Annotated in this window: 23 protein-coding genes; 7 read left to right on the forward strand and 16 right to left on the reverse strand. The window is 39.7% G+C overall.

The window, feature by feature from the left end; genetic code table 11:
• Positions 1 to 101 precede the first annotated feature (101 nt).
• The 4 genes from IFO69_RS13825 to IFO69_RS13840 all read right to left on the reverse strand — a co-directional run bounded on the left by IFO69_RS13825 (position 102) and on the right by IFO69_RS13840 (position 3666).
• A complete protein-coding gene (locus IFO69_RS13825) occupies positions 102 to 794 on the reverse strand; it encodes a hypothetical protein (protein ID WP_192010713.1) in 693 nt (230 codons plus the stop codon).
• A gap of 89 nt (positions 795 to 883) precedes the next feature.
• Positions 884 to 2044 carry a 6-bladed beta-propeller gene (locus IFO69_RS13830; RefSeq protein WP_192010714.1) on the reverse strand — a complete coding sequence of 387 codons (1161 nt, stop codon included), beginning with the start codon at positions 2042 to 2044 and terminating at the stop codon, positions 884 to 886.
• Positions 2044 to 2544: a hypothetical protein gene (locus tag IFO69_RS13835; protein ID WP_192010715.1), complete on the reverse strand. Its 501-nt coding sequence runs from the start codon at positions 2542 to 2544 to the stop codon at positions 2044 to 2046. Before IFO69_RS13835 ends, IFO69_RS13830 begins: the two co-directional genes overlap by 1 nt.
• A 3-nt stretch (positions 2545 to 2547) precedes the next feature.
• On the reverse strand, positions 2548 to 3666 hold the full coding sequence (locus tag IFO69_RS13840) for a 6-bladed beta-propeller (protein WP_192010716.1): 1119 nt from the start codon (positions 3664 to 3666) through the stop codon (positions 2548 to 2550).
• A gap of 142 nt (positions 3667 to 3808) precedes the next feature.
• On the opposite strand from IFO69_RS13840, the gene IFO69_RS13845 reads away from it, so the two are divergent.
• The 3 genes from IFO69_RS13845 to IFO69_RS13855 all read left to right on the forward strand — a co-directional run bounded on the left by IFO69_RS13845 (position 3809) and on the right by IFO69_RS13855 (position 7780).
• Positions 3809 to 5002, forward strand: a complete 1194-nt coding sequence (locus tag IFO69_RS13845) for a hypothetical protein (protein ID WP_192010717.1) — start codon at positions 3809 to 3811, stop codon at positions 5000 to 5002.
• A 355-nt stretch (positions 5003 to 5357) separates the two neighbouring features.
• Positions 5358 to 5963 carry a hypothetical protein gene (locus IFO69_RS13850; protein WP_192010718.1) on the forward strand — a complete coding sequence of 202 codons (606 nt, stop codon included), beginning with the start codon at positions 5358 to 5360 and terminating at the stop codon, positions 5961 to 5963.
• A 1232-nt stretch (positions 5964 to 7195) separates the two neighbouring features.
• Positions 7196 to 7780 (forward strand): hypothetical protein, encoded by a 585-nt coding sequence (locus IFO69_RS13855; protein WP_192010719.1) that lies wholly within the window; start codon positions 7196 to 7198, stop codon positions 7778 to 7780.
• A gap of 58 nt (positions 7781 to 7838) precedes the next feature.
• On the opposite strand, the gene IFO69_RS13860 is transcribed toward IFO69_RS13855, so the two are convergent.
• On the reverse strand, positions 7839 to 8546 hold the full coding sequence (locus IFO69_RS13860; protein WP_192010720.1) for a hypothetical protein: 708 nt from the start codon (positions 8544 to 8546) through the stop codon (positions 7839 to 7841).
• Positions 8547 to 9150: 604 nt separating this feature from the next.
• Between IFO69_RS13860 and IFO69_RS13865 the strand changes: the two genes are divergently transcribed.
• Positions 9151 to 9741 carry a DUF3244 domain-containing protein gene (locus tag IFO69_RS13865; protein ID WP_192010721.1) on the forward strand — a complete coding sequence of 197 codons (591 nt, stop codon included), beginning with the start codon at positions 9151 to 9153 and terminating at the stop codon, positions 9739 to 9741.
• Between the two features lie 63 nt (positions 9742 to 9804).
• Here IFO69_RS13865 and IFO69_RS13870 read toward each other — a convergent pair whose 3' ends face one another.
• A complete protein-coding gene (locus tag IFO69_RS13870) occupies positions 9805 to 11802 on the reverse strand; it encodes an alpha-ketoacid dehydrogenase subunit alpha/beta (RefSeq protein WP_192010722.1) in 1998 nt (665 codons plus the stop codon).
• 143 nt (positions 11803 to 11945) lie between these two features.
• Between IFO69_RS13870 and IFO69_RS13875 the strand changes: the two genes are divergently transcribed.
• A complete protein-coding gene (locus IFO69_RS13875; RefSeq protein ID WP_192010723.1) occupies positions 11946 to 12512 on the forward strand; it encodes a helix-turn-helix domain-containing protein in 567 nt (188 codons plus the stop codon).
• Between the two features lie 52 nt (positions 12513 to 12564).
• Here IFO69_RS13875 and IFO69_RS13880 read toward each other — a convergent pair whose 3' ends face one another.
• The 10 genes from IFO69_RS13880 to IFO69_RS13925 form a co-directional block, all read right to left on the reverse strand.
• Positions 12565 to 13155 (reverse strand): porin family protein, encoded by a 591-nt coding sequence (locus tag IFO69_RS13880; protein WP_192010724.1) that lies wholly within the window; start codon positions 13153 to 13155, stop codon positions 12565 to 12567.
• Positions 13156 to 13260: 105 nt separating this feature from the next.
• Positions 13261 to 14880, reverse strand: a complete 1620-nt coding sequence (locus tag IFO69_RS13885; protein ID WP_192010725.1) for an alanine/glycine:cation symporter family protein — start codon at positions 14878 to 14880, stop codon at positions 13261 to 13263.
• A 245-nt stretch (positions 14881 to 15125) separates the two neighbouring features.
• On the reverse strand, positions 15126 to 16058 hold the full coding sequence (locus tag IFO69_RS13890) for an SDR family oxidoreductase (RefSeq protein WP_192010726.1): 933 nt from the start codon (positions 16056 to 16058) through the stop codon (positions 15126 to 15128).
• Complete coding sequence (locus tag IFO69_RS13895; RefSeq protein ID WP_192010727.1) at positions 16036 to 16878, reverse strand: peptidylprolyl isomerase; 843 nt, start codon at positions 16876 to 16878, stop codon at positions 16036 to 16038. The genes IFO69_RS13890 and IFO69_RS13895 overlap by 23 nt, the downstream gene beginning before the upstream one ends.
• 3 nt (positions 16879 to 16881) lie before the next feature.
• Complete coding sequence (gene hemC, locus IFO69_RS13900) at positions 16882 to 17817, reverse strand: hydroxymethylbilane synthase (protein ID WP_192010728.1); 936 nt, start codon at positions 17815 to 17817, stop codon at positions 16882 to 16884.
• Entirely contained in the window at positions 17817 to 18725 is a 909-nt protein-coding gene (gene rimK, locus IFO69_RS13905; RefSeq protein ID WP_192010729.1) for a 30S ribosomal protein S6--L-glutamate ligase, read from the reverse strand. The genes hemC and rimK overlap by 1 nt, the downstream gene beginning before the upstream one ends.
• Positions 18722 to 19165 (reverse strand): ATP-dependent zinc protease family protein, encoded by a 444-nt coding sequence (locus tag IFO69_RS13910; protein WP_192010730.1) that lies wholly within the window; start codon positions 19163 to 19165, stop codon positions 18722 to 18724. The genes rimK and IFO69_RS13910 overlap by 4 nt, the downstream gene beginning before the upstream one ends.
• Complete coding sequence (locus IFO69_RS13915) at positions 19162 to 20307, reverse strand: DNA polymerase III subunit (protein ID WP_192010731.1); 1146 nt, start codon at positions 20305 to 20307, stop codon at positions 19162 to 19164. The genes IFO69_RS13910 and IFO69_RS13915 overlap by 4 nt, the downstream gene beginning before the upstream one ends.
• A 14-nt stretch (positions 20308 to 20321) precedes the next feature.
• A complete protein-coding gene (locus IFO69_RS13920; RefSeq protein ID WP_192010732.1) occupies positions 20322 to 21524 on the reverse strand; it encodes a GlmU family protein in 1203 nt (400 codons plus the stop codon).
• A gap of 78 nt (positions 21525 to 21602) precedes the next feature.
• Positions 21603 to 21848, reverse strand: a complete 246-nt coding sequence (locus IFO69_RS13925) for a type B 50S ribosomal protein L31 (RefSeq protein WP_186756068.1) — start codon at positions 21846 to 21848, stop codon at positions 21603 to 21605.
• A 313-nt stretch (positions 21849 to 22161) separates the two neighbouring features.
• Here IFO69_RS13925 and IFO69_RS13930 point away from each other — a divergent pair, with 313 nt between their 5' ends.
• Positions 22162 to 23838: a hypothetical protein gene (locus IFO69_RS13930; RefSeq protein WP_192010733.1), complete on the forward strand. Its 1677-nt coding sequence runs from the start codon at positions 22162 to 22164 to the stop codon at positions 23836 to 23838.
• Between the two features lie 33 nt (positions 23839 to 23871).
• Positions 23872 to 25704 carry an ABC transporter ATP-binding protein gene (locus IFO69_RS13935; protein WP_192010734.1) on the forward strand — a complete coding sequence of 611 codons (1833 nt, stop codon included), beginning with the start codon at positions 23872 to 23874 and terminating at the stop codon, positions 25702 to 25704.
• The last annotated feature ends 4 nt before the right edge of the window (positions 25705 to 25708 follow it).

Here is a 25708-nt window from a genome sequence, read left to right on the forward strand (position 1 = left end):
TAAAGAGCTAATTACGCCATAATACCGCTGGAAGTATACAAGTAACTTCAGGTCTGAGTTAGGCTATAGATTATTTACCCTTTCAAAAATTCTAAGAGGCCTCAATCAAGTAGTATCCGAACTGCTATACCCGGCCTGAGAAGTTCGAATGGACTGCGTCGGGGATGGAAGAAATACGCTCCTTCGGAATCGTAGGAGGTGTCCTTGCTGGTAAGGTATTCCGTGATGGCGGAATGGAGATAGTCCATTCTTAGTTCCAAGGAAAGCCTTCCCCAGCTTTCAGGAGTAAGGACCATGCCCGCTCCAAATTGCCAAAACTCTGCCCAGTCATAAAATTCCGTTCCTTCAGAATAGGGTTCGGAGAACCGGTCTTCCCTGACTTTTGATCGGGTATAGGTGTGGAGCCCTCCTAATTGCCCTTCAATAAAAGGCCTGACAATGCCTGGTAGTGCTGGCATCACGCGAACGATACCCGATAGGGTGACAAGGTTATTGTTCCTACGGATTCTCCAGCTTTGCTCTACTCCATCAATGATTTCATGGTCTATGGTGAGCTTGGTGCCATATTGGCCATAACTCAAGGCAGAGCCAATGAATATGGGTGTTTCTGGAATTTGATAAAGGATATCTATGCCTAAGCTTGGTAAAATAAGCGTGCCAGCATCCTTTTTCATTTTTCCATGGCTTATGCTCGGGCTGAGGGTGGCTCCAAAGTAGAAATCTTGGGCATGACTGGGTAATCGACAGCCAAAAAATATCAATAGAAAGAGCGAAAACAGTACAGGACTTCTCATGTTTCAAAGAATTTATATGGTGTTTTATACGTCCTGCGCTGTTTTAAGTTGGGTTTGGAGGTTGTGCTTTTTTATAGCTTAGAAAAGGACTATTTCAAATGATACTTGACCAAGATACTCCCGGAATCGCGATTGAGTTTTTTGGCCATTTTGGTGAATGCATTATTAACCTGTGATAATTGTTCTTGGTGTTTTTTATCATGTTCCATCAATGATTCAGGAGAAAAGATATTGAAGATAATATTATCCTGGAGAAATCTGGGGCTTAGGTAGGATAGTCCATGATCAATATCGTTTTTGAATTGAGTACTCGAAATGGATTTTCCAGTGTGCCTATTATAAATTAAGGTGCCATTGCCGTTTTCTTGATAGGAATCAATCATATAATCCTCACTGGCGAATAGTCTGGCAAAATGATAAATATACCTTTCTCTTGTATTGGGATTATTCAGTAGCTCGACCATGTCATTTTCTTGTAAAAGCTTCATTGGGATTAGTTTGTTTCTAAACTCTAGATGATATTTTTGGACTACTTGATCGCCCCTGATCCAGTAGATGGAATCGGTAAATGATTTGGTGAAGAAGTAATCCTTATTTACTTTTTTCAGGATATTGGATTCGCTCATAAAGGGGATTTGACCTTCATAGGGATTGGGTAAAATGGGTGTTAAATCATTTGTATTGGTGTTCCACTGATACAGTAAATAGTTGCTTAAGGATTCATTATTTTTAGCAGTAATGCTTTTTACCCAAGGGTGGATATGAATGATATAATCATCGTTCTGAAGGTGTTCCAGTTTGGAAATAATATAGGGCACTTTGAATTCTTCGATAAAATCCCCCTTAAAATCAAAGCGAAGAAGCTTGTGGTTAGAAAGGATGTCAAGGCTTTTCTTGGAACTATTGATGCAGGCATCAGTGATGTATTGGTATTCACCCGGTCCCTCTCCATAGTTTTCGATGGTGCCTTTTAAATTAAAATTTTTATCAAGAATAGCTATTTTATAAGTATGTCCAAAGTCACAGAAGAAATAGTACTCCCCTGTAAAAAGGATTTCGTCGACAAAGGAGAAGTTGAAATTATCAGGCAGCACAATATATTCGATCTTGCTGATGATCTCACTCATAGGGATTTCCTTTTTTTCGGATAAAGAAATGCTGATGATGTTTTCATCCGATTGGGTGGGCTTTTTGCAGGATAGACAAAAAAACAGAATAAATATGGAGGCTGTAAAAAAAGTTGATTTCATTAATTCTCTTTTAGTAGTTCTTCAAGTTGTTGGTAAAAGAAATTGATCATGCCAATTTGGGCCAGACCCTTAGATTGATGGTTTTTAATCAAAAAAGGTAAAAGGTTTTTGTTGTCCAGCGATACCGTGTCCAATTTATTCAGTTGGTAAAATGAACCGGAAGGATCATAAAGCACTGGGAAAGGAAAATGGTAACCTGAGAGCTCTCGCTTGATTTTTTCTTTGTCCTTACCGCTTAGATAGAAGATAAAGGCTATGTCCGGGTATTTTACCTTTGTGTCAGCCCATCCAAAAGCGCCTGAAAGTGCATGTAGGTTAAGTTTCTCTGCGTTTAAATAGACCACGACCTGATTATCACATTCAAAGCAAATATGTTTGGTACCGTCATTTGTTGGAATGACCTCAAGCTCTTGGGGAAGATTTAATGGTTTGGAGTTATGATTACAAGCGCTGAAGAAACAGATGATTAGACAAAGATAAAATAGATGATACTGTTTCATATATCAAGGAGTTAGGCTGACAGAAATGATAACTGGGAAGTTGAAATCACTTTCAGGCAGAGAAAAGCTAAAAGGCTGTCCTGATTTAGCTAAATAGTCTTTGAGCGAATCTTGATAAGTGAGAAAGAGAAAGTGTCCCTCTTGATCTATTCCTATAGGGTAATAGAAAACAGGAGATTCATCTTCATTTATTTGAATACTGTATTTTGAATTTTTATCATCTTCCAAGAATAAAAGTTGTTTATAAACACCAAAAGGTCCTTGGAACATACATTCAATCATAGTGTATAGATCTGCTTGGAAAATGGCAGTGATGTTGCCAAACCCCTTTTCATTTAGCATGGAAAATCCTTCCATAAAATCCATATCCCAATAAGATGATGGAATGGCATATGCACCGAAGTCTATTTCAAAAATCGGGGTTAATGAATCCCCTATATATTGATAGACTTGATGATCGAATGACTCAATAAAATTGACGTTATCACCAGAGGGAAAGAAGTTTCGCTCTGTCATGGGAAGTAACTTTCCTGAATAATCATTTGGAAGATAAGTATCTGCTATTTCACCTGTTGCTGATACTTTGACCACCCTGTTTTTAATTATAGGAAGGTTATATCCGCCACAGAGTAAGTACTCATCATTTGGGAGTTTGGTGAAAGATGTCGCTACATATTCTGATTTGAATTTGACATTAGGACTTCCTGATGTGTCGATTTGATAAATGGTGGCCATGTCTCCCACCGTGGATAGTAGTTCCAATTTTCCATCAGAACCTATAAAGAAATCATCCAAGGATGGAATGTTTTCAGGGCCTTCACCTTCTTCAATAGCTTTTCCGATATAATTGCCGGTTGGTGCAAAAACATGGAGACTTTTTCGTTTGCTTTCTTCATCCATGATATATAAATGGGATGAGGATTTTCTGATTCTTAATCTGTTTCCCATCAAGTTCTCTGAGGTGGTTTCCAAAGGAATGGCATTGATGATTTCAAGGTTCTTTGCTTGAAGTTTTTTGGTATTTTCCAGTGAGATTATGTTTTCAGCGTTCTGCTCAGAGGAGGATGATCTACAAGCAGATAATAGCAAAGAGAATGTGATATAAGTAAAAATGTATTTCATGATTGAGTTTGAAAATGCTTGACGTATAATAAACCTATAAAAATAGTTTTGAAACTAAAAGATTTTTAATACGTTTTCTTAACTTGTTGTTGAAAATGGCAATCGTTTTGTAACTCTCTCAAAAATCATATTATCCATCACTATGAAATTTCCACACATTCAGTATAGTTATGCCCTTACTTTAGTTTTAGGGCTATTTGCCTGTAGTACATCTGAAAAGAAAAAAGAACAAGGTCCCACTTCACCGCTTGAACTGGAAGTGGTGGATTCACTCGTGGTGCATGAGCTGGAACCTTTGGTGATGGATGATCATATGGCCAGTTTGGGTTATTACCTTTTGAGAAACACCAAAAGCCGTCAACCGCTTTTGGTAGATGAGAAAGGGGCAGTCATCAAAGAATTTGATATTCTTCATGATGGACCTGATGGCATAGGAAGTTTTGGTACAGGGTACAGGTTGTTGGATGATAGTCTGTGGGTAGCCCAAAACCTTATGACAGGCTATCATGTTTTTGATTATCAAGGAAAGAAGATCAAAGAGCTTCCCTCTGAGAGAGCTGGGCTTTTCTCTATTTCCATTTATAGCAATAGGACCACCTTCACCCCTTATGTCAAAAACGGGAATGGCTATATCATAGGCGAGGAACCCAATGCTTTTGATCACAAGGAGATCAGTGCCGAGGAGTTAGGGCCGAAGTTTTATGGCTTGGCAGAGACAATATTTAACTATGATATTGAAAAAGAAAGTCAGGAAATGATTACCACTTTCCCAGAGACTTGGGAGCCTAGGGCCAAAGAAAGGTTTGTAGGTCAGGCCTTCCCGTTGGTGGCCATGAATAGAAAAACTATGGAAATGGCCCTGCTGCCTACCGTAGGCAATCAGTTGTTTATTTATGATTATAAAGGCGAGGCGCCCATATTGATCGATACTGTGCGCTTGACTCACCGTTACAGGCCTGATGAAGCTCGGGAAGTAGACCTGAATACTGAGCGATGGTTTGATGACTATCCCTTATTTACAGATTTGAGGGTGTTTGGAGATGGTTATCTGGTAGGGTTTTATACGAGGATTCCGAAAGAGGTCATGAAGGAATTGAGAGCAAAAAGTGAGGAGTATTATAAGTTGCCGGAATTCCAAGAGGCCAATGATCAATATGCCAAGCCTTATTATATCTATGTCAAAGATGGTGAGCAAATAGGAGTCATTGACAAGCTGCCGGTACATGGGGTTGTGGACTTCGCAGATGAATTAGGTGTCTTATTTGTGAATGACAATGGAGATCCGGAAATAGAGCGGGATTACAATGTTTTCTATAAATTAAAGGTTAAAGAGTGATTTTTTTTAACGCATTAAAAGAATATTTTTTGAGGGTAAAATTTTAAAATTTGTAAATAATCAGTAAAAAAGATGGCTTAAGTTGTGTTTTATAGATGTTGCAAACGGTTTCTAGGTGAAAATATTGAATAATTATCGGTTAGTGCTTATTATTGCTAAATTGTTAATGAATAATATTTATTGTTGTAGTATTTGCAATTATGAATCCTCTTTTTTACGTTTGAATTACAATCACGTGATTCACTAATTAATAGTACCTGCCCAAAGTAATTAGCCTCAGTAATATCTGGCTGTTCGGACGGACAGCTGGGAGGTTTGAAAGAGTTATTTTATTAACCCTTAAAATTTTAAAACCATGAGATTAATTATTGCAACAATGATGGCGCTATGCATTTCACTTAATGCAACAGCCCGTACCGCAGGTCACACAGACCTCAAGAAAGAAGAAAAAGAAGCAAAGGTGGTCCTGGAGAAAATCGGGGACAAGAAAGTACAGCTCAAGTTTTTGACCGAGCCAAGCGGAAATGTTTTGGTAAGGATCAAGAATTCACACAAGGGCGTTATCTATAAGGAAGTTATCAAAACAGGCAAGGAATTCAAGAAGAACTATGATTTGTCTGCTTTGGCTGAAGGTGACTATGAAATTGAGGTGTTTACCCGTGAACAGGGAACTATCAATAATTTTGAAGTGACTTTAGGCAAAGAGAAATCTGCTGGTTCCAATTACTTCACCAAGGTGAAAGTGATAGACAATAAGAATGTGGCTCTTTTGGTGAAATCTAAAGGTGATGACAAAAAGTACATCCGTATCTTGGACAAGGGGCATGTGATCTTTGAAGATTCCTTTGAGGGAAACAAGTACGGTAAACTATTCAAATTCGAAAAAGTAGCTTCTCTTGATGACCTTGTATTTGAGGTAAGAGACGAAGATGGAGATGGAAAATACCTTTCTGCTCTTTAAAACTAAAACCAACAAAGAATTTGGAGGCTGTCTATTTATAGGCAGCCTTTTTTTATGCGTATATGTTTTTGAGTTGGTGTTATTGGATTGGTTTACGTTTTTTGGTGTGTTGATTCAGAATTAAAAATATTGGATTTAGCCATATTTCCGAGTGAGAGGTAAATCAGTCTTAAGCTTTATGGACTTGCTTTCTTAAAATAATTTTTGAAACACTTAGATAGAGGTCTGTCTTACTACTAGTCAAGCAAACATAGATGTGATTATTTGTCTTCCAAAATATTTACCATGCCCAAATGCATTTTGGATTGCTTATTCTGAATCCAAGAGTATTTGCTAAGGATGAGGAGAGCAAGTCATTGAATCCATGGACAAAAGGATGTTCTAATGTTTAAGCATATCAAGATGTACCAACGGCAGGATAAGTCATATTTTCATTCATAAAACTATAGAAAAGTCAAGAAAATTATGCTCATTACAAGTTGGTTGAGGTTGGGACAAGTGACATCTTTCATGGTCTAAGGTAATGTTTGGTGCCATCATTCTGAATGGTTTGTTGGAAGGCAAAGGTTGATAATGACCTTGTCCTTTGATACAGTTTTTGTTACCAACAAAAGGAATTATGGTTGTGAGCGCCAGAGGGCACGATGCAATCATTTTACATCAGCCAATTTAAATTTTGTCGACTCTTGTGCTATCGATTGCTCAATTTGTGTGTGGGCTTAAACTGTAAGTAAGGTGTGAGTGGTTTGAGATTTCAAGATATTGACTTCTTTTTTTGCAGTTATTGATTTTTAAGGTTTGATAATAGTGTTCATTTTATGAGAGAATTGTTGAATAGCGTAAAATAGGTTTATTTTTTTGAGCGGAAACGTTTGCAATAAATCCCTAGATAATGTCAGGAAAACTTTTTTCAAGTTATTTATCGCTTGGTTCTCTATGGCTTATAAGAGTTTTATCCAAATAATATTTGGCGCCTAGCCGGCGTCATGTATATTCATAGTTTAAAACATGGAAATACAAAATAACTAATGATTTACTTATAATATTATTGAATCGTTAATTTTGAATAATTATTATTATATATTTTGTAATTAATAACACTATGTTTTACATTTGTAGTGTGATCAATGATCAAACAAAGCACCCAAAATAATTAGCCTCTAGAAAATACAAGTGCTCAGCAGAGACTTGGAGGTTTAAAAAAATTCAAAACCTATTAACATTTCTAAAAAATGAGATTAATTATTGCAACATTAGTAGCGTTAAGTATTTCAGTAAGTACATTCGCGAAAACAGGTTCTGACCTGGACGAAAAAACAGTTAAAATTGAAAAAGTAGGAGACAAGAAGGTTCAGTTGAAGTTCTTGGCCGTACCAAGCGGTAAAGTACTTTTAAGAATCAAAGACGAAAATAGCTCAGTTATTTTCAAAGATATCATTTCTAGTGACAAGCTTTTTGCTAAGAAGTATGACCTTTCTGCCTTGGCAGACGGAGAGTACAACTTTGAAGTATTCACTCCAGAGCAAGGAACTATACAAAATAAAGATCTTTTCGTAGGCGCTACCGCAGCGAAAGCAGATTTCTTTACTAAAGTAAAAGTTCTTGATGACAATAATATTGCTTTCTTGGTGAAGTCTTCGGGAGAATCTAGGAAGTTTGTAAGAATCCTTGATCAAGGAAACGTGATCTTCGAACAAGAGATTGCCGGTAACAAATTTGGAAAAGTTTTCAAATTCGAAAAAGTAGCTTCTCTTGATAACTTGGTATTTGAAGTAAGAAACGAAGAAGGACAGGGTAAATACATCTCTGCTCTTTAATACAAAAAGATAATTTTTGATAAAGGCGCTTTGAATGCTCAAAGCGCCTTTTTTATTTTTAGTCTGTGGATATGCTCAGGGCATTTTCCAAATTGCCAATAATGGTGAGGTAGATGTCCCTATTACCATCCAAGTTATTGGGTTCAATTTCAATGGTGCCATTACTATTTCCATCCACGGCCAAGGTAAGGTCTACATTTTCCAATAATCTGTTCAGGTCAAAATTAAGGTACAACTCCTGATTGCCTTCAATATTTAGACTTCCTCCTTCAGCCATGGCTGATAGTATTTCTTCATTATCCGTATAAATTGTCAATAGCTGCTCATTAACATTGCCATGGATCTGTAATGTTTTTTCAAACATCGCGTCACCATCCATCAAGCTGTCATCACTTTGGAACTGCAAAGAGATTTTCGAATAGGTCCCCTGATCCAAAGTCACCGTTTCCAAAGTTTTGCTGAGAGGCAAAGCGCTTTGGACAAGTCCAAGGGTAAAGGAACTGCCCTGCTTGATTGGAACTTGAGTGCTGTCAGAGCTCTCACTTCCTCCCTGTATGCTTAAGTTGGCAATGGAGGCTTCGGCACTAATAATATTGGCGCCTGAGATAAGACGTGCATTTTCATCAGGCTGACTGTCATTTGCAATCGTCCTTGCCTTAACAGTCACACTGGCTTTGGGCATCTCATCATTTTCATCATTGTTACAGGAGATCAATCCAAAAGTGCCTACGGCCATAAGACCGATCATTAATAATTGCTTTTTCATAATATAGTTGGTTATGTTTTTTCGTGACTGGCCAATCATTATGCCATATTACTCCAAATGGTTTTCTGTTCGGTAATTATGGTTTTTAGTTCTTGAGATGATCAAAAAGCACTTGATAAAAGAGAAAGTCTGAGAAGTTAGAGGAAGGAATAGGGGCAATTATGTGTGCCAAACTATTGAAGAAGTAGTGAAAGTATGCTGAATTTTGTGTCACATTAGTACAGTAATCTGTCCGATATAGAACAATCGTACAGTCTTAATTGAGGAATGTCAAAATTAATTTAAGAGAAAATTAAAATAATAAATATTAATTTTTTGATGTTGGAACAATAATTTGAAAGATGGATTTTAGCATATAATCGATTAAACGTGTACTGTTTTCGATCAATTTAGCGAACAGTTATCCTGTATTGATACAGGTGTATGGATTTTTACCCCATGCCAAATAGGGGGAAATCAATAACTTTTAACATTTTAGTCATTTTGAAAAAATAAATTATTCCAAATAAAAGAGGGTAAAATTGGTGTGGTACGCAATTGGTGTTAGTGGATGTACAACTGAAATCAAAAACTATAACATTCAAAAAAATAAACAAACACCGTCATGAAAGCATTATTAACATCAATTTTTGTATTTGGAATGATATTCCTAGCAAAAGCTTCAGAACCAGAAACACCAGCGAAAGAAAGTTTAATGGCCGTAACTATGGTCGAGGCAACCAATGAAAAAGTAAACATCACTTTTAGGGTGCCAGTGGGAAAAGTAGTAGTCTCTATTTTAGATGAGGACAATAAGCTCCTTGCGCGAAATAAATACAATGCGAAAACTCCCATGAAGATTCCTTATAATCTTTCAGAATTACCAGAAGGGGACTACTCTATCAAAATCAAAACAAAGGACGAGGTAGCCATTTATAACGTAGAAACTGAGGAGAAAAAAGTGGTTTTTGAAATGCCGATTGTAGCCTTTGGTAAAGCTACGGATAATCATACCATTAACCTGACTGTTATCGGTATTGAGCAGGCTGGTACTCAGGTAGATATTTTCGATGAGAGCAACAGTAAAATTGCCAGCGATCATGTGAAAGTTGAGAAAGGCTTTGAAAGAGATTATAAAATTACCAACAGAAATGTGGAAGGGTTATATGTACGCATCAAGGATGCCCAAGGGAGAAAGAAATACATTTATTTCTAATCCCAAATTAGCATAGGTTTGGGCATGAGGCTGTCAGTATCAGGGGCAGCCTCTTTTTTTGTTTTAATATTCCAGTAAGCGTTGAAGTTTTTCTTTGAAGCGATTTTTGGGAAGGAAGTTCTCTTCCAAGTTTGAACTAAAAGGTACTGGGGTGTCCAAGCCAGCTTCCCTCATCACAGGTGCATCGAGTGACTCAAAACAGTGTTCGCCTATCCATGCAGCGATTTCCCCGCCGATTCCTCCAGTCAAGCAGTCTTCGTGGAGGATAATTACCTTGCCTGTTTTTTCAGCAGTTTTCCTTACAGCCTCTTTGTCCCAAGGCAGCAAGGTTCTCAGGTCCAATAAATCTCCATTGACATCTAATTCCTCCATTACAGCCCTGGCCCAATGTACCCCCATGCCATAGGTAATGATGCTTACATCCTTCCCTTCCCGGATCCAGTTTGCTTTTCCAATTTCCAAGGTGTAATAATCATCAGGAACCTGCTCGCTGATGGCCCTGTAAAGTGCTTTGTGTTCAAAGAATAAATAGGGATTGGGGTCTTCAAGTGCTGTAGCAAGCAGACCCTTGGTATCAAAAGGAGAAGATGGATAGACAATTTTTAAGCCAGGGGTATGAAAAAACCAAGCTTCATTGGATTGGGAATGAAATGGCCCAGCCCCAACGCCTGCGCCAGTAGGCATGCGGATGACCACATCGGCATGCTGCCCCCAACGGTAATGAATTTTGGCGAGGTTATTTACAATTTGGTTAAAACCACAGCTTACAAAGTCAGCAAATTGCATTTCCACCATGGCTTTATGGCCATTGATGGAAAGACCTAAAGCAGTACCTATAATGGCGCTTTCACACAAAGGTGTATTTCTGACGCGCTCGGCACCAAATTCTTCCATAAAGCCATTGGTAATTTTGAACACACCTCCATAAGTGGCGATGTCTTGCCCCATCAGGATCAAGTTGGGGAATCTTTGCATGCTTTGCCGTAGCCCATCACTTATGGCATCGATGAATCTTTTCTCGCTAGTTTGATTATGATCGGCTATACTAGGCTTGCAAGTAAAAGGCTTATAAAGGTCACCGATTTCTTCTTCAGTAAAGGCTTCACTTTTCATTTCTGCAAAAGCACTTTCCAATCCCTTTTCAATCTTTGTTGAGATTTCATTGATAATCTTTGATTGCAATTTAGGATTTAAGATGCCCTCCGATATTAAGAAGGCCTCAAAGTTTTCCACGGGGTCTTTTGAGCTGCCTTCTTCGAAATAAGCTGTAGGTACGTATTTAGTGCCAGAAGCTTCTTCGTGCCCCCGCATCCGATAGGTCATGGCTTCTACTAAAATGGGATGTGGTTTTTTACGGATGTCTTTTGCCAGTTTGCTCAGGCACTGGTAAGTCTCTAAAATGTTATTGCCATCCACCTTGATGGATTCTATGCCATAACCTGGGCCTTTATCAATAAACTGCTTGAATTTGAATTGCTCCTCACTGGGAGTGGAAAGACCATAGCCATTGTGTTCTATTACAAAAATAACGGGAAGCTGCCAGACAGCAGCCACATTGAGTGCTTCGTGGAAGTCCCCCTCAGAAGTGGCACCATCTCCAGTAAAAACCAGTGTGGCCTTCGGATTTTTTTTGAGCTTATGGGCTAGGGCAATTCCATTGGCTACAGCCAGTTGAGGGCCGAGATGTGAAATCATTCCTACGATATGATGGGGTATTGACCCAAAATGAAATGATCGATCACGGCCTTTGGTAAAACCTGACTTTTTTCCTTGAAACTGGGCAAATAGCCTTTCCAAAGGGATATCCCTAGCTGTAAATACACCCAGATTTCGGTGCATGGGCAATATAAACTCATCTTCTTCCAAGGCCTTTACCGCGGCAATGGATATAGCTTCCTGACCCCAACCGCTAAACCATTTGCTGATTTTTCCCTGCCTCAGGAGGATAAGCATTTTTTCCTCTATCTTTCTGGGAAGAAGCAAAGAGCGGTAGAGGTCCAAAAGCGTTTTGTCATCCATGGATTTTCGGTCAAAGATCATCTTGATAGTGTTATTGCTCATAGTACTGGGGCCATGCTTAGTCCAAAATAAGGGAAGATTATTTGAAAGCAAAGCTATTAATGGTTTTGGATTTTATCTACTCTTAAGTCATGTAGAGGAAGAAAATTTCCGAACTTCCTGCCAGAAAGATCAGTTTAAAGAGTATGTCAGAGATTTTGATCAAAAATATGGTTTGCCCACGCTGCATCATGGCAGTTGAGGACATTTTTAGGAAATTAGAGGTGCCGATCAGTGGTGTTGAATTAGGAAAAGTGACCGTCACTCATGCCTTGACCAATGAGCAGGAAAAACATTTGGAAGATGAACTAAAGTCCTTGGGATTTGGGCTGATCAGGACAAAAGAGAGTAGGTTGATTGAGAAGGTCAAAAGTAAGCTTTATCAGCTGCTTCAGGAGGAAGAGATCCCGACATCTTTGAATTTGTCAAGTTATCTTATCAAGGAAATCAATGAAGATTATAGTAAACTCAGTCATTTATTCAGCCAAGATCAGGGGATAACCATTGAGAAATTCTTTATTCGGTTAAAACTGGAGAAGACCAAGGAGTTGCTTTTTAATCAAGAACTGCAGCTTAGTGAAATTGCCTGGAGGCTAGGGTACAACAGTGTGCAGCATCTTTCCAATCAATTTAAAAAAGTAACAGGTATTACTCCCTCTGCCTATAAGAAAATGAAAGAAAAACCTCGGGTAGGTTTGGATGAGGTAAAATAAAAATGCGGATGAAAATCATTTTCCATCCGCATTTTTATCAATGGCTTTTGGCTTAGAACAACCTGAGGCCAAGTGATAGTATCAACTGATTTTGTCTTTGGTCAGTTTCCAGTCCAGCAATACTTTCTGCCTGCTTGCTCAGAGATCCTTCATATTTCAAATCAATGATCATATTGGCGATGTCTACGCCTATACCGGCCTGATAGCCAATGGTGGAGCTTTTATAATCTGGAACAGTTGCTCCATTGAGTTCATCCTCAAATTCTGAGTTCAGAAGGAAACTGGCCACTGGACCTCCTTGGATTCTGAAGATATCTCCCAACTTAAATCCTAGCATCACAGGGACATCAAGACGGTTGAAGGACGCTTCATAGGTTTTTTCTTCCATTCCTTGGGTTTCTTTGATTTCGCCACCAGTGTTTACATAAAGAACTTCTGGTTGGAGATAAAGTGAGTTGCCGCCCATTCTCACAAAGGCACCTACATGATAACCGAACTTATCACTTCCGCTCTCATACCCATCACCATTCACTTTGATGTTTCCTTGAGAAATACCCAGCTTAGGACCAATGGAAAAGTCCTGGGCTTGAAGAGAAGCACTGATCCCTAGGATTGCGATAATTACAAGACAAATTTTTTTCATTACTGTGGAGCTTTTACTTGATAAGATTTAAATACTACCTCCATTAAATTCAAATACCTTGCCATTTAAGTAGGACAAGGTATTTATCACACGAAAGTTTATGGGTTACATTTTTTTGATGGCATCAGTGTATCTCTTCAGCTCCTTTTTTACTTTAGGGAAAAGGAAGAAAAGCCCAATCATGTTCGGGAATACCAGTGCCAAGATCATGGCATCTGAGAATTTCACGACAGCATTTAAGGTAGTGGATGCACCGATCACAATAAAAGCAATGAAGAGCATCTTATATGTGAGGTCGGCTGTTTTACTTCTTCCGAATAAGAATTTCCAAGATTGAAGTCCATAGTAAGACCAAGAAATCATGGTAGAGAAAGCAAACAAAATAATAGCTACGGTCAATACATAGGAGAAATGAGGAATTACTGCGTCGTAGGCCATAGTGGTCAACTCCACTCCACCGACAGATGCGCCGCCGTCTTTTAAGATTACATTTCCACTTCCATCTCCCCCGTAATTAAAGATGCTTTCTACATTTTTCAAACCACCGTCAATATTGAAAAAGATGATGACCAAGGCGGTCATGGTACAGACGATCACGGTATCGATAAGCGGTTCCAATAAGGCTACCACCCCTTCACTGGCAGGGAATTTGGTTTTTACAGCGGAGTGAGCAATGGCTGCTGACCCAGCTCCTGCTTCATTGGAGAATGCCGCACGCTGGAAGCCTACGATGATTACTCCCACCATACCACCTAGTCCGGCCATTGGTGTGAAAGCTCCTTCTATAATCAAACCAAAGGCATCATCAATATAGTCATAATTGGCTCCTAGGATGATCAAGGAGGCCAATACATATACACCGGCCATGAAAGGAACGATCTTTTCAGTAATGTTAGCGATTCTTTTGATGCCACCAATGATCACAATGGCTACCAAAACAGCAAGTCCAACACCTATCCAAAAGCCATTGGTTTGAAAGTTGATTCCCAATAAATTTGAAAGCTGGGAAGCTGCCTGGTTAGATTGGAAAGCATTACCGCCACCAAAAGAAGCACCCACACAAAGTACAGCGAATAGGCCACCCAAAAACTGACCCAAACGACCTTTTTTCAGGTCATGACCTAATCCACGAGAAAGGTAGTACATCGGTCCGCCGTGTACTGTTCCGTCATCTTCAATATCTCTATATTTTACTCCGAGAGTACATTCAACAAATTTTGTGCTCATACCTAAGATGCCACAAACAATCATCCAGAAAGTAGCTCCCGGTCCACCAAGAGCAATGGCAACAGCTACACCAGCGATGTTTCCAAGCCCCACTGTTCCAGAAACTGCAGTGGCCAAGGCTTGAAAGTGACTTACTTCTCCTCCTTTACTTTCATCTACTACTATATCTCCACTTTCAGGATCTTTATAAGTTTTCTCCATATCGTCATATTTGCCTCTGACCGTGTTGATGGCCAATGGCATCTTTGTGATACCTGGGGCGGCAAAATAAATGGTGAAGAAAGTAGCACCTACTACTAATAAAATAAGGATGAAAGGGATGTTGTATTCGCCGATTGGAATGGGATAAAGTACCAGGCTTTCCCAAGCATCTGCAACTGGCTGAAAGGATTGGTCTATTCTTTGTCCAAAACTTAATTCTTCCGCAGGAGCAGCCTCTTGGGCAAATAGGGAAATGGGAAGTAGAAAAATTAAGAAGGATAGAAGTTTTCTATACATAGTGAGTTTAAATTTGAATTGTATATTTGAGTCTAAAACCTAGATTTTTAATTATTTATAGTTCATAAACCCAATTCCTATCTTTCCACTTTTCTATTTCCATCCTTCCAAAATATCAGACTGTCATTAGGCACTTTCCTTGGTTGGGAATGCATCCTTCATAACATAGATAATAACTTATTTTGGGAGTGAATTTCATAGTAGAGGAGAAGAAATTGGACTTCTTCAAATAAATATTAATTTTTTCAATTAGCTAAATTAAGTTGTTTTGCTAGAATATCAATCCCTTCATTGAAACTTTTTGGCTGATAATTTAACTGAGTTTTAGCTTTTTGAATGTTAAAACCTGTTTTAAGGGGTCTTTTTGCTGGTTGGGTAAAGGTACTTGAGTTTGTTCTATTGATCTTGGATTTGTCCAATTTAAAAAAGTCAGCTGTTTTTATTGCCATGTCGTAGGGGGTCAATAACTCTTCCCCAGAGATGTTAAAAATACCCTTGGCCTTTTGTTCTGCCATCAATATACAGCCCTCGGCTAGGTCCTCCGCAAGTGTAGGAGTTCTGAGTTGGTCGTCTACCAGTTGTAGGTCTTTGCCCTGTTCGATGGAGTTTTTTACCCAAAGCACAATGTTTGAGCGGCTCATATCGTGGGAAATACCATAAACCAGCACGGTCCGGGCAATCCCCCAATTGATGTTTGATTGTTGGATGAGCTCTTCAGCCAATAATTTGGTCTCTCCATAATAATTGACCGGATTTGGTTTGGCAGCCTCATCATAAGGTCCATCTTCTCCATCGAAAATAAAGTCAGTAGAGACATGAACCATGTAGGAGGCATGTTGCTCACAAGCTTTGATGATATGTTGCACTGCAGCCACATTCTGTTGGTAGCATGCCTCTTTTTCCGTTTCACATTGGTCCACATTGGTCATGGCTGCTCCATGAATGACTAGGCCCGGTTTGAATTTGGTAAAGACACTTTTGACATCTTCCTGAGAAGTGATGTCCATAGAAGCATAGGTATAATCCTTCCAAGACTCAGGAAGCCTGCAAGCGCCCCTTCCTGTGGCGATAATTTCAAATGAACCTTTTTCGATCAAACGCTTTACCAGCTTTTGTCCCAAAAGTCCATTGGCTCCAGTAATTAAGATTGATGGTTTATTGTTCTTCTGTGTATTCAAAACCGTATTCTTTGGTGATTTTTTTCTTTGAGATGTTTTCCACTTCTACTGTGATATAGACAGGGTCGACAGGTACGTCCATATCATCTGTCTTTTCAGCAGCGATCTTCTCTACCACATCCATTCCTTTGATGACTTTGCCAAATACAGTATATTCCTCATCTAGATGTGGTGTGCCTCCAACAGTGGTGTAGGTATTGATTTGTTGTGTCGTAAGCTTTTTGTCCAAGTTGATATTGAGGAACTCTTCCATTTCATCTTTTTTGGAAAGCATCAATTGGGTCATTCCATTAAAATCTCCAAAGTTGTATAGATCGATGTAACGCTTGGCCAGATCCTTTCTACTTTCCAAGGTGATGTATTTCATGAAATACTTTTGTAGCCTTTTCATGTCCGTGGTCAACTCCAACTCGGAATAGACTTTTCCTTCCACAATATAAAATTGGCTGCCATTGGAGCGTTGTTCCGGATTGATGTTGTCACCTTGGCGAGCAGCAGCTATGGCGCCTTTTTCATGGATGAGGTTTTTATTGAACTCCGCCGGAATGGTATACTGTTCGGATTCCGGTAACCCCTCCTTGGTAAAAACATCGCCTCCTTGAATCATAAAATCTTCAATGATCCGATGGAATTCTGTTGAATCGAAACGGCCAGATTCCGCTAGGTCGATGAAGTTGGCCTTATGCTTTGGGGTTTCGTCGTACAAGATCGCATAGATGTCTCCATGACGTGTGTGTATTTTGATTAAAGCATCTTTTTCAGAAGCACATGAGAATACCAGTGGAAGTAAATAGGCAAACCATAAAAGTTTCTTGTTCATAAGTTACTTGTTAAGGTTCCTTTTGATTTCTGCTAATATTCTGTCTCCACCGGATTGGATCACTTTTTCTGCTAGCATTTTACCAAGTTCTTCTGCTTTTTCAGCAGCTCCAGAAATACTATGCTGTATTCTTTCTTGGCCGTCTAGGCTTACAATGCCTCCATTGAGGGAAATTGTCCCGTTTTGATAGTTGGCCAAGCAGAAGACAGGAATGCTGCATCCACCTTCCAGTACTTTTAGATAGCTGCGTTCTGCAATCAACCTATATCCTGTCTGTTGATGGTGGGTGGCTGCAATGATAAGTTTTTTAAGGTCGCTATCCAGTCTGTGTGAAGCTTCTACTGCAATGCTTCCCTGACCTACGGCAGGAGTAAACTCATCCAAAGAAAGTTCATGACGAATCATGTCATCATAACCCATTCTATGCGCTCCCGCATAGGCCAAAAGTAAGGCGTCACAAACTCCGGATTCCATTTTTTTAATACGGGTCTGTAGGTTGCCCCTTACTTCTACGGTTTGGATATGGGGATAGAAATGCTTCAACGTGGCAACTCTCCTAGTGGAAGAAGTGCCCAGTAATAAAGGTTTTTCTGGATTTTTATAATCAATCTCAGGTTTGTGGCTGAGAATAATATCATTGACTTTTTCACGCTCGGTAAAAGAGATTAACTCAAAACCTTCAGGTAAACTGGAAGGCATGTCTTTGGCGCTGTGAACAGCGATATCCACTTCACCAGAAGCTAACTGGTCTTCCAATTCTTCAGTAAAAACCCCTTTGCTTCCGATTTTTGAAATGGAGACATCGAGAATTTTATCTCCTTTGGTTTCTATAGTGACAATTTCTGTTTGGAGTCCTTTTTCCTTAAGCAGGTCTGCAATGTGATAAGCTTGATACAGCGCAAGTTTGCTGCCTCTGGTTCCTATTTTGATAGGCTGCATTATTCTTTGATTTTTCTTTTAGTTGTTTTTCTGTTGGCGGAAGCTTCGATGAATTCAACGATTTTTCCTGCAATATTGATTCCTGTAGCCTTTTCAATGCCTTCCAGGCCGGGAGAGCTGTTGACTTCTAGGATCAAAGGGCCCCGGGCAGATTGAAGCATGTCCACTCCAGCTACTGTCAACCCCAAGGCTTTTGCTGCGCCCAATGCTGCTTTTCTTTCTGCTGTAGAAAGCTTGATGACCGTGGCTTTTCCTCCTCTGTGGAGATTGGACCTGAACTCACCTTCTTCTCCCTGTCGTTTCATGGCTCCAACTACTCTTCCGTTAACCACAAAAGCCCTAATGTCGGCTCCTTTCGCTTCTTTGATGAATTCTTGGACTATAACCCTGGCCTTCAGTCCATGGAATGCTTCTATTACAGATTGGCCGGCTTTTCTGGTTTCTGCCAAAACAACCCCGAGACCTTGCGTGCCTTCCAGCAATTTGATGATCAAAGGTGCTCCACCAACTTGGTCAATCAATTGTTTTTCGCCTCCTTTAGAGAAATTGGTAAAGGCTGTTTTGGGCATCCCTAAACCTTCTCTTGAAAGAATTTGTAGGCTTCGAAGTTTATCTCGGCTTCTTACAATGGCTTGGGATTCCACAGCAGAGAAAGTGCCCATAAGCTCAAACTGACGGACTACAGCCGTACCATAAAAGGTGACCGATGCTCCGATTCTTGGGATAATGGCTTGTATGTTGGACAACTTTTCTCCTTTATAGAAGATGGAAGGTCCTTCTTGCTCAATCACCAAATCGCATAGTGAATGGTCAATGACCAAGGCATCATGCCCGGCGGCCTCGATGGCTTCTTTTAATCTCCGTGTAGAGTATAAATTTGGGTTTCTTGATAATATGGCTATTCTCATTTCTGTGAGGCTTTTGATTTTTTGGATAGGTTGGTTTCATCGACATCTACGATAAACCGGCCTTTAAGCATTTTTCTGCCCAATAAAATGGCATTTCGCATTTTAGAACGGTCAGATAAGGTGAATTCCGTCTCGAATTCCTCATCAAACATCACCACTTTGGTAGTGATTTTATACCTTAATTCAGCTCCTCCAAAAGAGTTTTTGACTTTTTTGAGACTATATCTATTTGTCCTAAAGGTAGTGTCTTTAAAAAGACGGTGTTTTGGAGAAAGCAATTTGAATTCCAGAACTTCTTCACCGTCAATAACTTTTTCTTCCATCCATTCACAATGAATGGCATTGGTGTAGGCTCCGGTATCCACTTTAGCGGAAATCATGAACAAGTCCCATTCTGGAAGGCTTATTTTTTCTCTTCTGCCAATAACATGTTTTTTCATGCAGGTTCTTTTCTTCTTAGAACTTTGGCCATATCAAAAGAAAGGTCGGCAAAAAGAATTTTTGCATTTGCATTTCTTTCTAAATGATAATGGGCCGTGTTGAGCAATTGATAAATACTCATAATCTTGTCTTCTGTCATGGCATTGAGGCTGAAATTCTCAACAAACTCCCTATCAGAAGGGGCTGTTCTCATGAGATTTTCCAGTTGGCTTCTCTTCAAAAGGCTCTCGCGTAAAATGTTCAAGCCAGTGAGGAAAAGCGCTTTTTGCCCTTCTTTGTCAATGGTTTGGAAGTTGTCTGACCAAGACATAATATTGTTAATGTCTAAAGTAAAGCAAATTCGCATCCAATCACGAAATTTTGCCGTGTTTTCATCGACTACCTGATCAGCCAATCGATAAGCTTCCCGCATATTTCCATTGGCCAATGGAGCAATCTGTAAGGCGGCTTCCCTGGAGCTTAAGCCCTCTGAAATGATATGGTCTTTAATTTCATCATCTGTAAAAGCCCGAACCAATACTTTTTGGGTTCTGGAAAGGATGGTTGTCAGCAATTGCTCAGGTTGATGGGCTACCATCAGGAACAATGTCTTTTCTGGTGGCTCTTCCAGCACTTTCAATAAAGCATTGGCAGCGGCAGTGTGCATTAATTCCGGCATCCATACCAAAATGGTCTTGTAGCCTCCCTCAAAGGATTTTAGTGATACGGTCTGGATGATTTTTTTGGCAGCCGCTTTGGAAATATTGGGTTGTTTCTTTTCGAAACCATTGTGATAGATCCAGTCTTGGAGATTTCCATACGGCTTGTTCAGTACAAAGTCTCTCCAAGGGGCAAGGATGTCTGTTTTTTTGCTGTTTCCATCATCATCTTCTTTGACCAAGCTGCCAGGTACGGGGAAAGTAAAATTCAAGTCAGGATGAATGAGCTTTGCCATTTTTTGACATGAACTACAAGTGCCACAGGAATCCTGATCACCCTTGTTTTCACAATTGACATATGTGGCCAAAGCCAAAGCCATTTTTAAATTGGCAGCCCCTTCAGGTCCGTGAAATAACAAGGCATGGGCCAAGTGATTGTTGTTGATGGCCTGGATGAGTTTTTCTTTAGTTTCCTGTAAGCCCGGTATGGATGAAAATAGCATGGGTTAGTTTTTGCTTAGACTTTTTTATCCCAAATACGATAAGCTTGGGTCATTTCAAATACCCTATGGAGGATTGATTCTTCTTGCTGATCAAATGCGAGTCCTCTTCTCTCCATGACTTTGCTGGCGGTATCTTCAAACTTCCTGAACTGGAAAGTGGAGAAGCCTGCAGCCCCGCCCCATGCAAAGGAAGGGACAAAGTTACGTGGAAAGCCATCTCCGAATACATTGGCCCCAACACCTATTACGGTGCCTGTATTAAACATGGTGTTGATGCCACACTTGGAGTGGTCACCCATCATTAGCCCACAAAACTGCAGTCCTGTATTGCTGAAGCCTCCTTTAGTGTAATCCCAGATTTTTACTGGGGCATAATTGTTTTTTAGATTGGATATATTCGTGTCAGCTCCGAAATTACACCATTCGCCAACTACCGTGTTGCCCATAAAGCCGTCGTGGCCTTTGTTGCTGTAGCCAAAGATAACCGAATTGGAAACTTCTCCTCCTACTTTGGAGAAAGGACCAACGGTAGTATCTCCTCTCATTTTTCCTCCCATGCTTACTGCTGATCCCTCACACAAGGCAAAAGGTCCCCTGATCAAAGCGCCTTCCTGAACCTGTGCATTTTTGCCAATATAAATGGGGCCATTTTCAGCATTGAGCACCGCTGCTCTGATTTCAGCTCCTTCTTCCACGAAGACCATCTCAGGGTTATAGACAATAGTGTGTTTGTCATGGATTCCTACAGATTGCCTATTCGCTGTAATCAATACAAAGTCTTTTCTGATCTCCAAAGCATTGTGCTGGAAGATGTGCCAACTACGATGGATCAAGGTGATTTCTCCCTCGTATTGAACTTGTTCAGCTTGTTCTTTGACCTCGTCAATGGAGAAATTATCAGGTTGGTCTACATAAGTAGCCAATAAATACTGGTCTTTGAAAATGGCCTGACCTTTTTTAAGCTTTTTAATGGCAGTGACCAGTCCATGGTCAGGGCAAAGTCCACCGTTGATGAATAATTTGCTTTCTTCAATAAGAGGGAATTTGTCCTTCAGGTAATCCTGGGTGAAAAAACCAGCAGAAGTTTGAAGGTACTTTTCCCATTTTTCTTTGATCTTTAATATCCCCACGCGAATGTCAGCCACGGGGCGCGTAAAAGTAAACGGTAATAACGAACCGCGGAATGCTGGGTCGTCAAATAATGTGATTGGCTCCATGCTACAAAAATAGAAAAGTCTCTCGGAATACAATTTCCAAGAGACTTTTAAAACGCTTTTTTACAGAAAAGTAATTGATTACTTCTTCTTGTATCTTCTGTTGAATTTCTCTACTCGACCAGCAGTGTCCAATAGCATCTTCTTACCAGTGTAGAATGGGTGAGAGTTAGAGCTTACTTCTATTTTGTAAACTGGGTACTCATTCCCGTCTTCCCAAGTGATAGTCTCGTTAGTTTCGATTGTAGACTTGGTAATGAATTTATATTCACTGGAAGTGTCATAAAAAACAACCTCTCTGTAGTTTGGATGAATGTCTTTTTTCATGGTAATCCCTATTTATATTAAATGTCGCTTTTTCAAATGGAGGCACAAAGTTATCCTTTTTTCTAAAAGCGTCCAAATGTTTATCAATGAATTATTTAACCAGAAGGCATTCAGTGATCTAATTGTGCCCAAATTTCTAAAAAATCAAGCACTTTGTCATTACCTAGCCTGATTTTTCTTTTTTAAGAGCTTTCGGTGATAGGAGTATTCAAAATACAATTGGGGGAATATTTTTGAGAAAAAATGTGGATTCAATAATTATTGTTCTAAGTTTTGTGGTTGAAAGGTTATTTTAAGTAAATAAAATTAGCTGATGAAGAAGCTTTTAATGCTAGCACTATTGGGTGTTTTTGTCTCTGGGGCTTTAATGGCTCAAAGTGCGTATATCACTTTTAATCGGGATTATTACCATTTATTGGATAGGTATGAGGTATTGAAAGGCGATTTTAATCCGTATTTTCACTCAGGGATTAAGCCATATAGAAGAGATGATGTAGCGCCTTTTTTTAACTCACTAAACAGCGATGGATTAAATAGAGTTGATCAATTTAACTTGCAATACCTCAAAAATGATAATTGGGAGTTTGTGGATGGGGAAACCGATAAATCAAAAAATCCTTTGTGGAACACTATATATAACAAGCCTTCGGATTTTTATTATCATCGGGATGATGTATTTGACGTTCATGTTAACCCTGTTATTTACTTTCGGGGAGGATCTGATTCCAATCAAGATGAGATGAATTTTAGGAATACACGGGGGGTTGTGCTCAGGGGAAGTATAGATAGAAAGGTCGGCTTTTATACTTATTTTACTTCCAATGAAGTGATCTTTCCTTCTTGGACCAGTGATTATGTCCAGCACAATGGAGCAGTACCGGGAGAAGGGTTTTGGAAGCCATATGGAGATAATGGTTACAGTTATTTTTCTGCAAGAGGATATGTAACAGCGCAGGTGAGCAAACATATTTCTGCACAGATGGGACACGATAAGAATTTTGTAGGAGAAGGTTATCGATCTATGATATTGTCCGACTTTTCAAATGCCTATATGTTTTTTAAGCTGAATACAAGGGTGTGGAAACTTCAGTATACCAATTTATGGGCTCAGATGAATGCTGACGTGTTTTTAAATGGTAACGGACGACCAACGGACGGTAGGTATCCTAAAAAGTGGTTTTCGATGCATCGTTTAGGGATGAATCTTGGAAAGCGCTTTAATCTTGGTGTGTTTGAGTCTGTGATGGCCAATCAAGCTGACTGGTCCTATTACAATCCTGTGATATTTTTCAGATGGGTAGAGCACCAGTTGGGTACTCCGGATCAGGTGATGGTGGGGACGGATTTTAAGTGGAACTTTGCCAAATCCATGCAGCTATATGGGCAGTTTGCCTTAGATGAGTTTGTGTTTGGAGAGTTTTTTGGCATTGATGGGAAAAACTCAAGTAGAAACAAGCATGGCCTGCAAGTAGGTTATAAGTACATTGAGGTGTTCAATATTCCTCATTTGGATTTACAACTGGAGTATAACCAAGCCCGTCCCTATACTTATCAAGAAAAGCAAGAATATCAAGCTTACACCAATTACAGGACGCCTCTTACCAACCCAAGGGGAGCTAACTTCCGTGAAATGATTAGTATAGTAAGGTATCAGCCTCTTCCAAAACTTTCTCTTAACTTTACAGGAGTTTACCATTACTATGGAGCTGATCCTGATGAAGAAACCAATATGGGAGGTGATTTGTTGAAAAACAGATTGCAAGGGACAGATGGTTTGGGACTTTATGGGCATACCATAGGTCAAGGTGTGGAGAACAAGGTGATGGTGGGGAGTTTGACTGCATCATATATGCTTAGACATAATTTATTCTTGGATTTAGGGCACAGCTATCGGCGAAGAACTGCCCAAGATTTAGACAGTCCAGAGGTAACCAACTATTCGCAAATGTCCCTAAGGGTGAATATCGGAAGGGAAGACTACAATTATTAATCTTAAAATTTACCTGGTTACAGACCAAATCTGATGAAGACTTATCTCAGAATTTTGGCATATGCACGCCCTTTTAGGAGGTACTTGCCTTTCTATGTCGTTTATGCCCTTTTGGCCATTATTTTCGGCTTGTTGAACTTCACTTTATTGAAACCGCTGTTTGATGTGATCTTTGAGCAAGTGGAACCGGAGGCTTTACAGCGTTTTGCTGAGAAGCCCGAATTTGCTTTTACAATTGAATATTTTATGCACCTATTCAATTACTATTTCATTCATGTATCTGAGGTTTATGGGAAGTTCGGGACTTTGGTCTATGTCTGTATCATAATAGTGGTTTCAGTATTTTTGGCCAACCTATTTACCTATTTGTCCGGTGTGGTCTTGGCCAAAGTAAGGGCGGATGTGATCAAAGGCATGCGAATGCATATTTTTGATCAAGTCAGTGGGATGCATATCGGTTATTTTTCCAATGAGCGAAAGGGCGATTTGATGTCTAAGATGACCAACGACGTGCAGGAAGTGGAAAACAGTGTGGTGCAGTCTCTAAGGGTAGTGTTTAGGGAGCCGGTAACCATCATTCTATATTTTGGGGCATTGTTTTTCATGTCGGTAAAACTCACCCTTTTTACTATCCTAATCATTCCTATATCAGGTGCGATAATAGGAGGCATTACCAAACGATTAAAGAAGAAGGCCATTCAGAGTCAAGAGTCTTTAGGAAGAATCGTCAATATTCTCGATGAAACTATTGGTGGGATGCGTGTTATCAAAGCCTTTGGTGCCAGGGGCTATGTGTACAGTAAGTTCGATGAAGAAACCGATCAATACTCCAATATCAATGTGTCCATGGCCAAAAGGAATGAGTTGGCTTCTCCTATTTCCCAGTTTTTAGGGGTCTTTGTGGTTGCAGGAATACTTTTGTATGGTGGCAGTCTGGTTTTGAACAATGCTTCAGACTTAAGTGCGAGTGAGTTTTTGGCCTATATTATTCTCTTTACACAAGTACTGAATCCGGCAAAGGAAATCTCTAGGGCCATGAGTACCATCCAAAGAGGACTTGCCTCTGCGGAAAGAATCTTCAAGGTAATCGACACAACACCTGAAATTCGGGAGGTAGCTTCTCCAAAGCACCTCAATAGTTTCGAGAATAGCATTGAATTTGATCATGTGTCATTTGGATATGATCAGGAAATGGTCCTTAAAGACATTGATTTTATTTTGGAGAAAGGCAAGACAATTGCATTAGTTGGACCTTCGGGGGGAGGGAAATCCACTATAGCAGATCTGGTGCCCAGGTTTTATGATGCCATGAAAGGGGCTGTCAAAGTAGACGGAGTAAATATAAAAGAGTTGAGAATAGAAGATTTAAGAAGCCAAATTGGGATAGTGACCCAAGAGTCCATTCTTTTCAATGATACTGTTTTCAACAATATTGCTTTTGGTTTGGAAGAAGTTTCTAAGGAAGCAGTGGTGGAGGCGGCAAAGATCGCTAATGCACACGAATTTATTGAGCGCTTGGAGAATGGTTATCAGACTAATATTGGAGAAAGGGGAAGCAAGCTTTCTGGAGGTCAAAGACAAAGGCTGAGCATTGCCCGGGCTGTGCTTAAAAATCCACCCATTTTGATCTTGGATGAAGCAACATCTGCATTGGATTCGGAATCTGAGCGCTTGGTTCAGGAGGCTTTGACCAATTTGATGAGCAACCGAACCACTCTGGTGATTGCACATCGCTTGAGTACGATTCAGCACGCGGACGAAATATTGGTGATCCAACAGGGTGAAATTGTAGAAAGAGGTACTCATGAGTCATTAATTAGTCAAGAAGGATTGTATAAGAAACTTTCCTCAATGCAGTCAGTTTAGTATA

The organism is Echinicola arenosa (genome assembly GCF_014841125.1).
Classification (GTDB): Bacteria; Bacteroidota; Bacteroidia; order Cytophagales; family Cyclobacteriaceae; genus Echinicola; species Echinicola arenosa.

Bases quoted from the DNA above. Each gene is read 5' to 3' on its own strand.
- IFO69_RS13825 (WP_192010713.1), bottom strand. From the start codon at position 794: ATGAGAAGTCCTGTACTGTTTTCGCTCTTTCTATTGATATTTTTTGGC.
- IFO69_RS13830 (WP_192010714.1), bottom strand. From the start codon at position 2,044: ATGAAATCAACTTTTTTTACAGCCTCCATATTTATTCTGTTTTTTTGT.
- IFO69_RS13835 (WP_192010715.1), bottom strand. From the start codon at position 2,544: ATGAAACAGTATCATCTATTTTATCTTTGTCTAATCATCTGTTTCTTC.
- IFO69_RS13840 (WP_192010716.1), bottom strand. From the start codon at position 3,666: ATGAAATACATTTTTACTTATATCACATTCTCTTTGCTATTATCTGCT.
- IFO69_RS13845 (WP_192010717.1), top strand. From the start codon at position 3,809: ATGAAATTTCCACACATTCAGTATAGTTATGCCCTTACTTTAGTTTTA.
- IFO69_RS13850 (WP_192010718.1), top strand. From the start codon at position 5,358: ATGAGATTAATTATTGCAACAATGATGGCGCTATGCATTTCACTTAAT.
- IFO69_RS13855 (WP_192010719.1), top strand. From the start codon at position 7,196: ATGAGATTAATTATTGCAACATTAGTAGCGTTAAGTATTTCAGTAAGT.
- IFO69_RS13860 (WP_192010720.1), bottom strand. From the start codon at position 8,546: ATGAAAAAGCAATTATTAATGATCGGTCTTATGGCCGTAGGCACTTTT.
- IFO69_RS13865 (WP_192010721.1), top strand. From the start codon at position 9,151: ATGAAAGCATTATTAACATCAATTTTTGTATTTGGAATGATATTCCTA.
- IFO69_RS13870 (WP_192010722.1), bottom strand. From the start codon at position 11,802: ATGAGCAATAACACTATCAAGATGATCTTTGACCGAAAATCCATGGAT.
- IFO69_RS13875 (WP_192010723.1), top strand. From the start codon at position 11,946: ATGTCAGAGATTTTGATCAAAAATATGGTTTGCCCACGCTGCATCATG.
- IFO69_RS13880 (WP_192010724.1), bottom strand. From the start codon at position 13,155: ATGAAAAAAATTTGTCTTGTAATTATCGCAATCCTAGGGATCAGTGCT.
- IFO69_RS13885 (WP_192010725.1), bottom strand. From the start codon at position 14,880: ATGTATAGAAAACTTCTATCCTTCTTAATTTTTCTACTTCCCATTTCC.
- IFO69_RS13895 (WP_192010727.1), bottom strand. From the start codon at position 16,878: ATGAACAAGAAACTTTTATGGTTTGCCTATTTACTTCCACTGGTATTC.
- hemC (WP_192010728.1), bottom strand. From the start codon at position 17,817: ATGCAGCCTATCAAAATAGGAACCAGAGGCAGCAAACTTGCGCTGTAT.
- rimK (WP_192010729.1), bottom strand. From the start codon at position 18,725: ATGAGAATAGCCATATTATCAAGAAACCCAAATTTATACTCTACACGG.
- IFO69_RS13910 (WP_192010730.1), bottom strand. From the start codon at position 19,165: ATGAAAAAACATGTTATTGGCAGAAGAGAAAAAATAAGCCTTCCAGAA.
- IFO69_RS13915 (WP_192010731.1), bottom strand. From the start codon at position 20,307: ATGCTATTTTCATCCATACCGGGCTTACAGGAAACTAAAGAAAAACTC.
- IFO69_RS13920 (WP_192010732.1), bottom strand. From the start codon at position 21,524: ATGGAGCCAATCACATTATTTGACGACCCAGCATTCCGCGGTTCGTTA.
- IFO69_RS13925 (WP_186756068.1), bottom strand. From the start codon at position 21,848: ATGAAAAAAGACATTCATCCAAACTACAGAGAGGTTGTTTTTTATGAC.
- IFO69_RS13930 (WP_192010733.1), top strand. From the start codon at position 22,162: ATGAAGAAGCTTTTAATGCTAGCACTATTGGGTGTTTTTGTCTCTGGG.
- IFO69_RS13935 (WP_192010734.1), top strand. From the start codon at position 23,872: ATGAAGACTTATCTCAGAATTTTGGCATATGCACGCCCTTTTAGGAGG.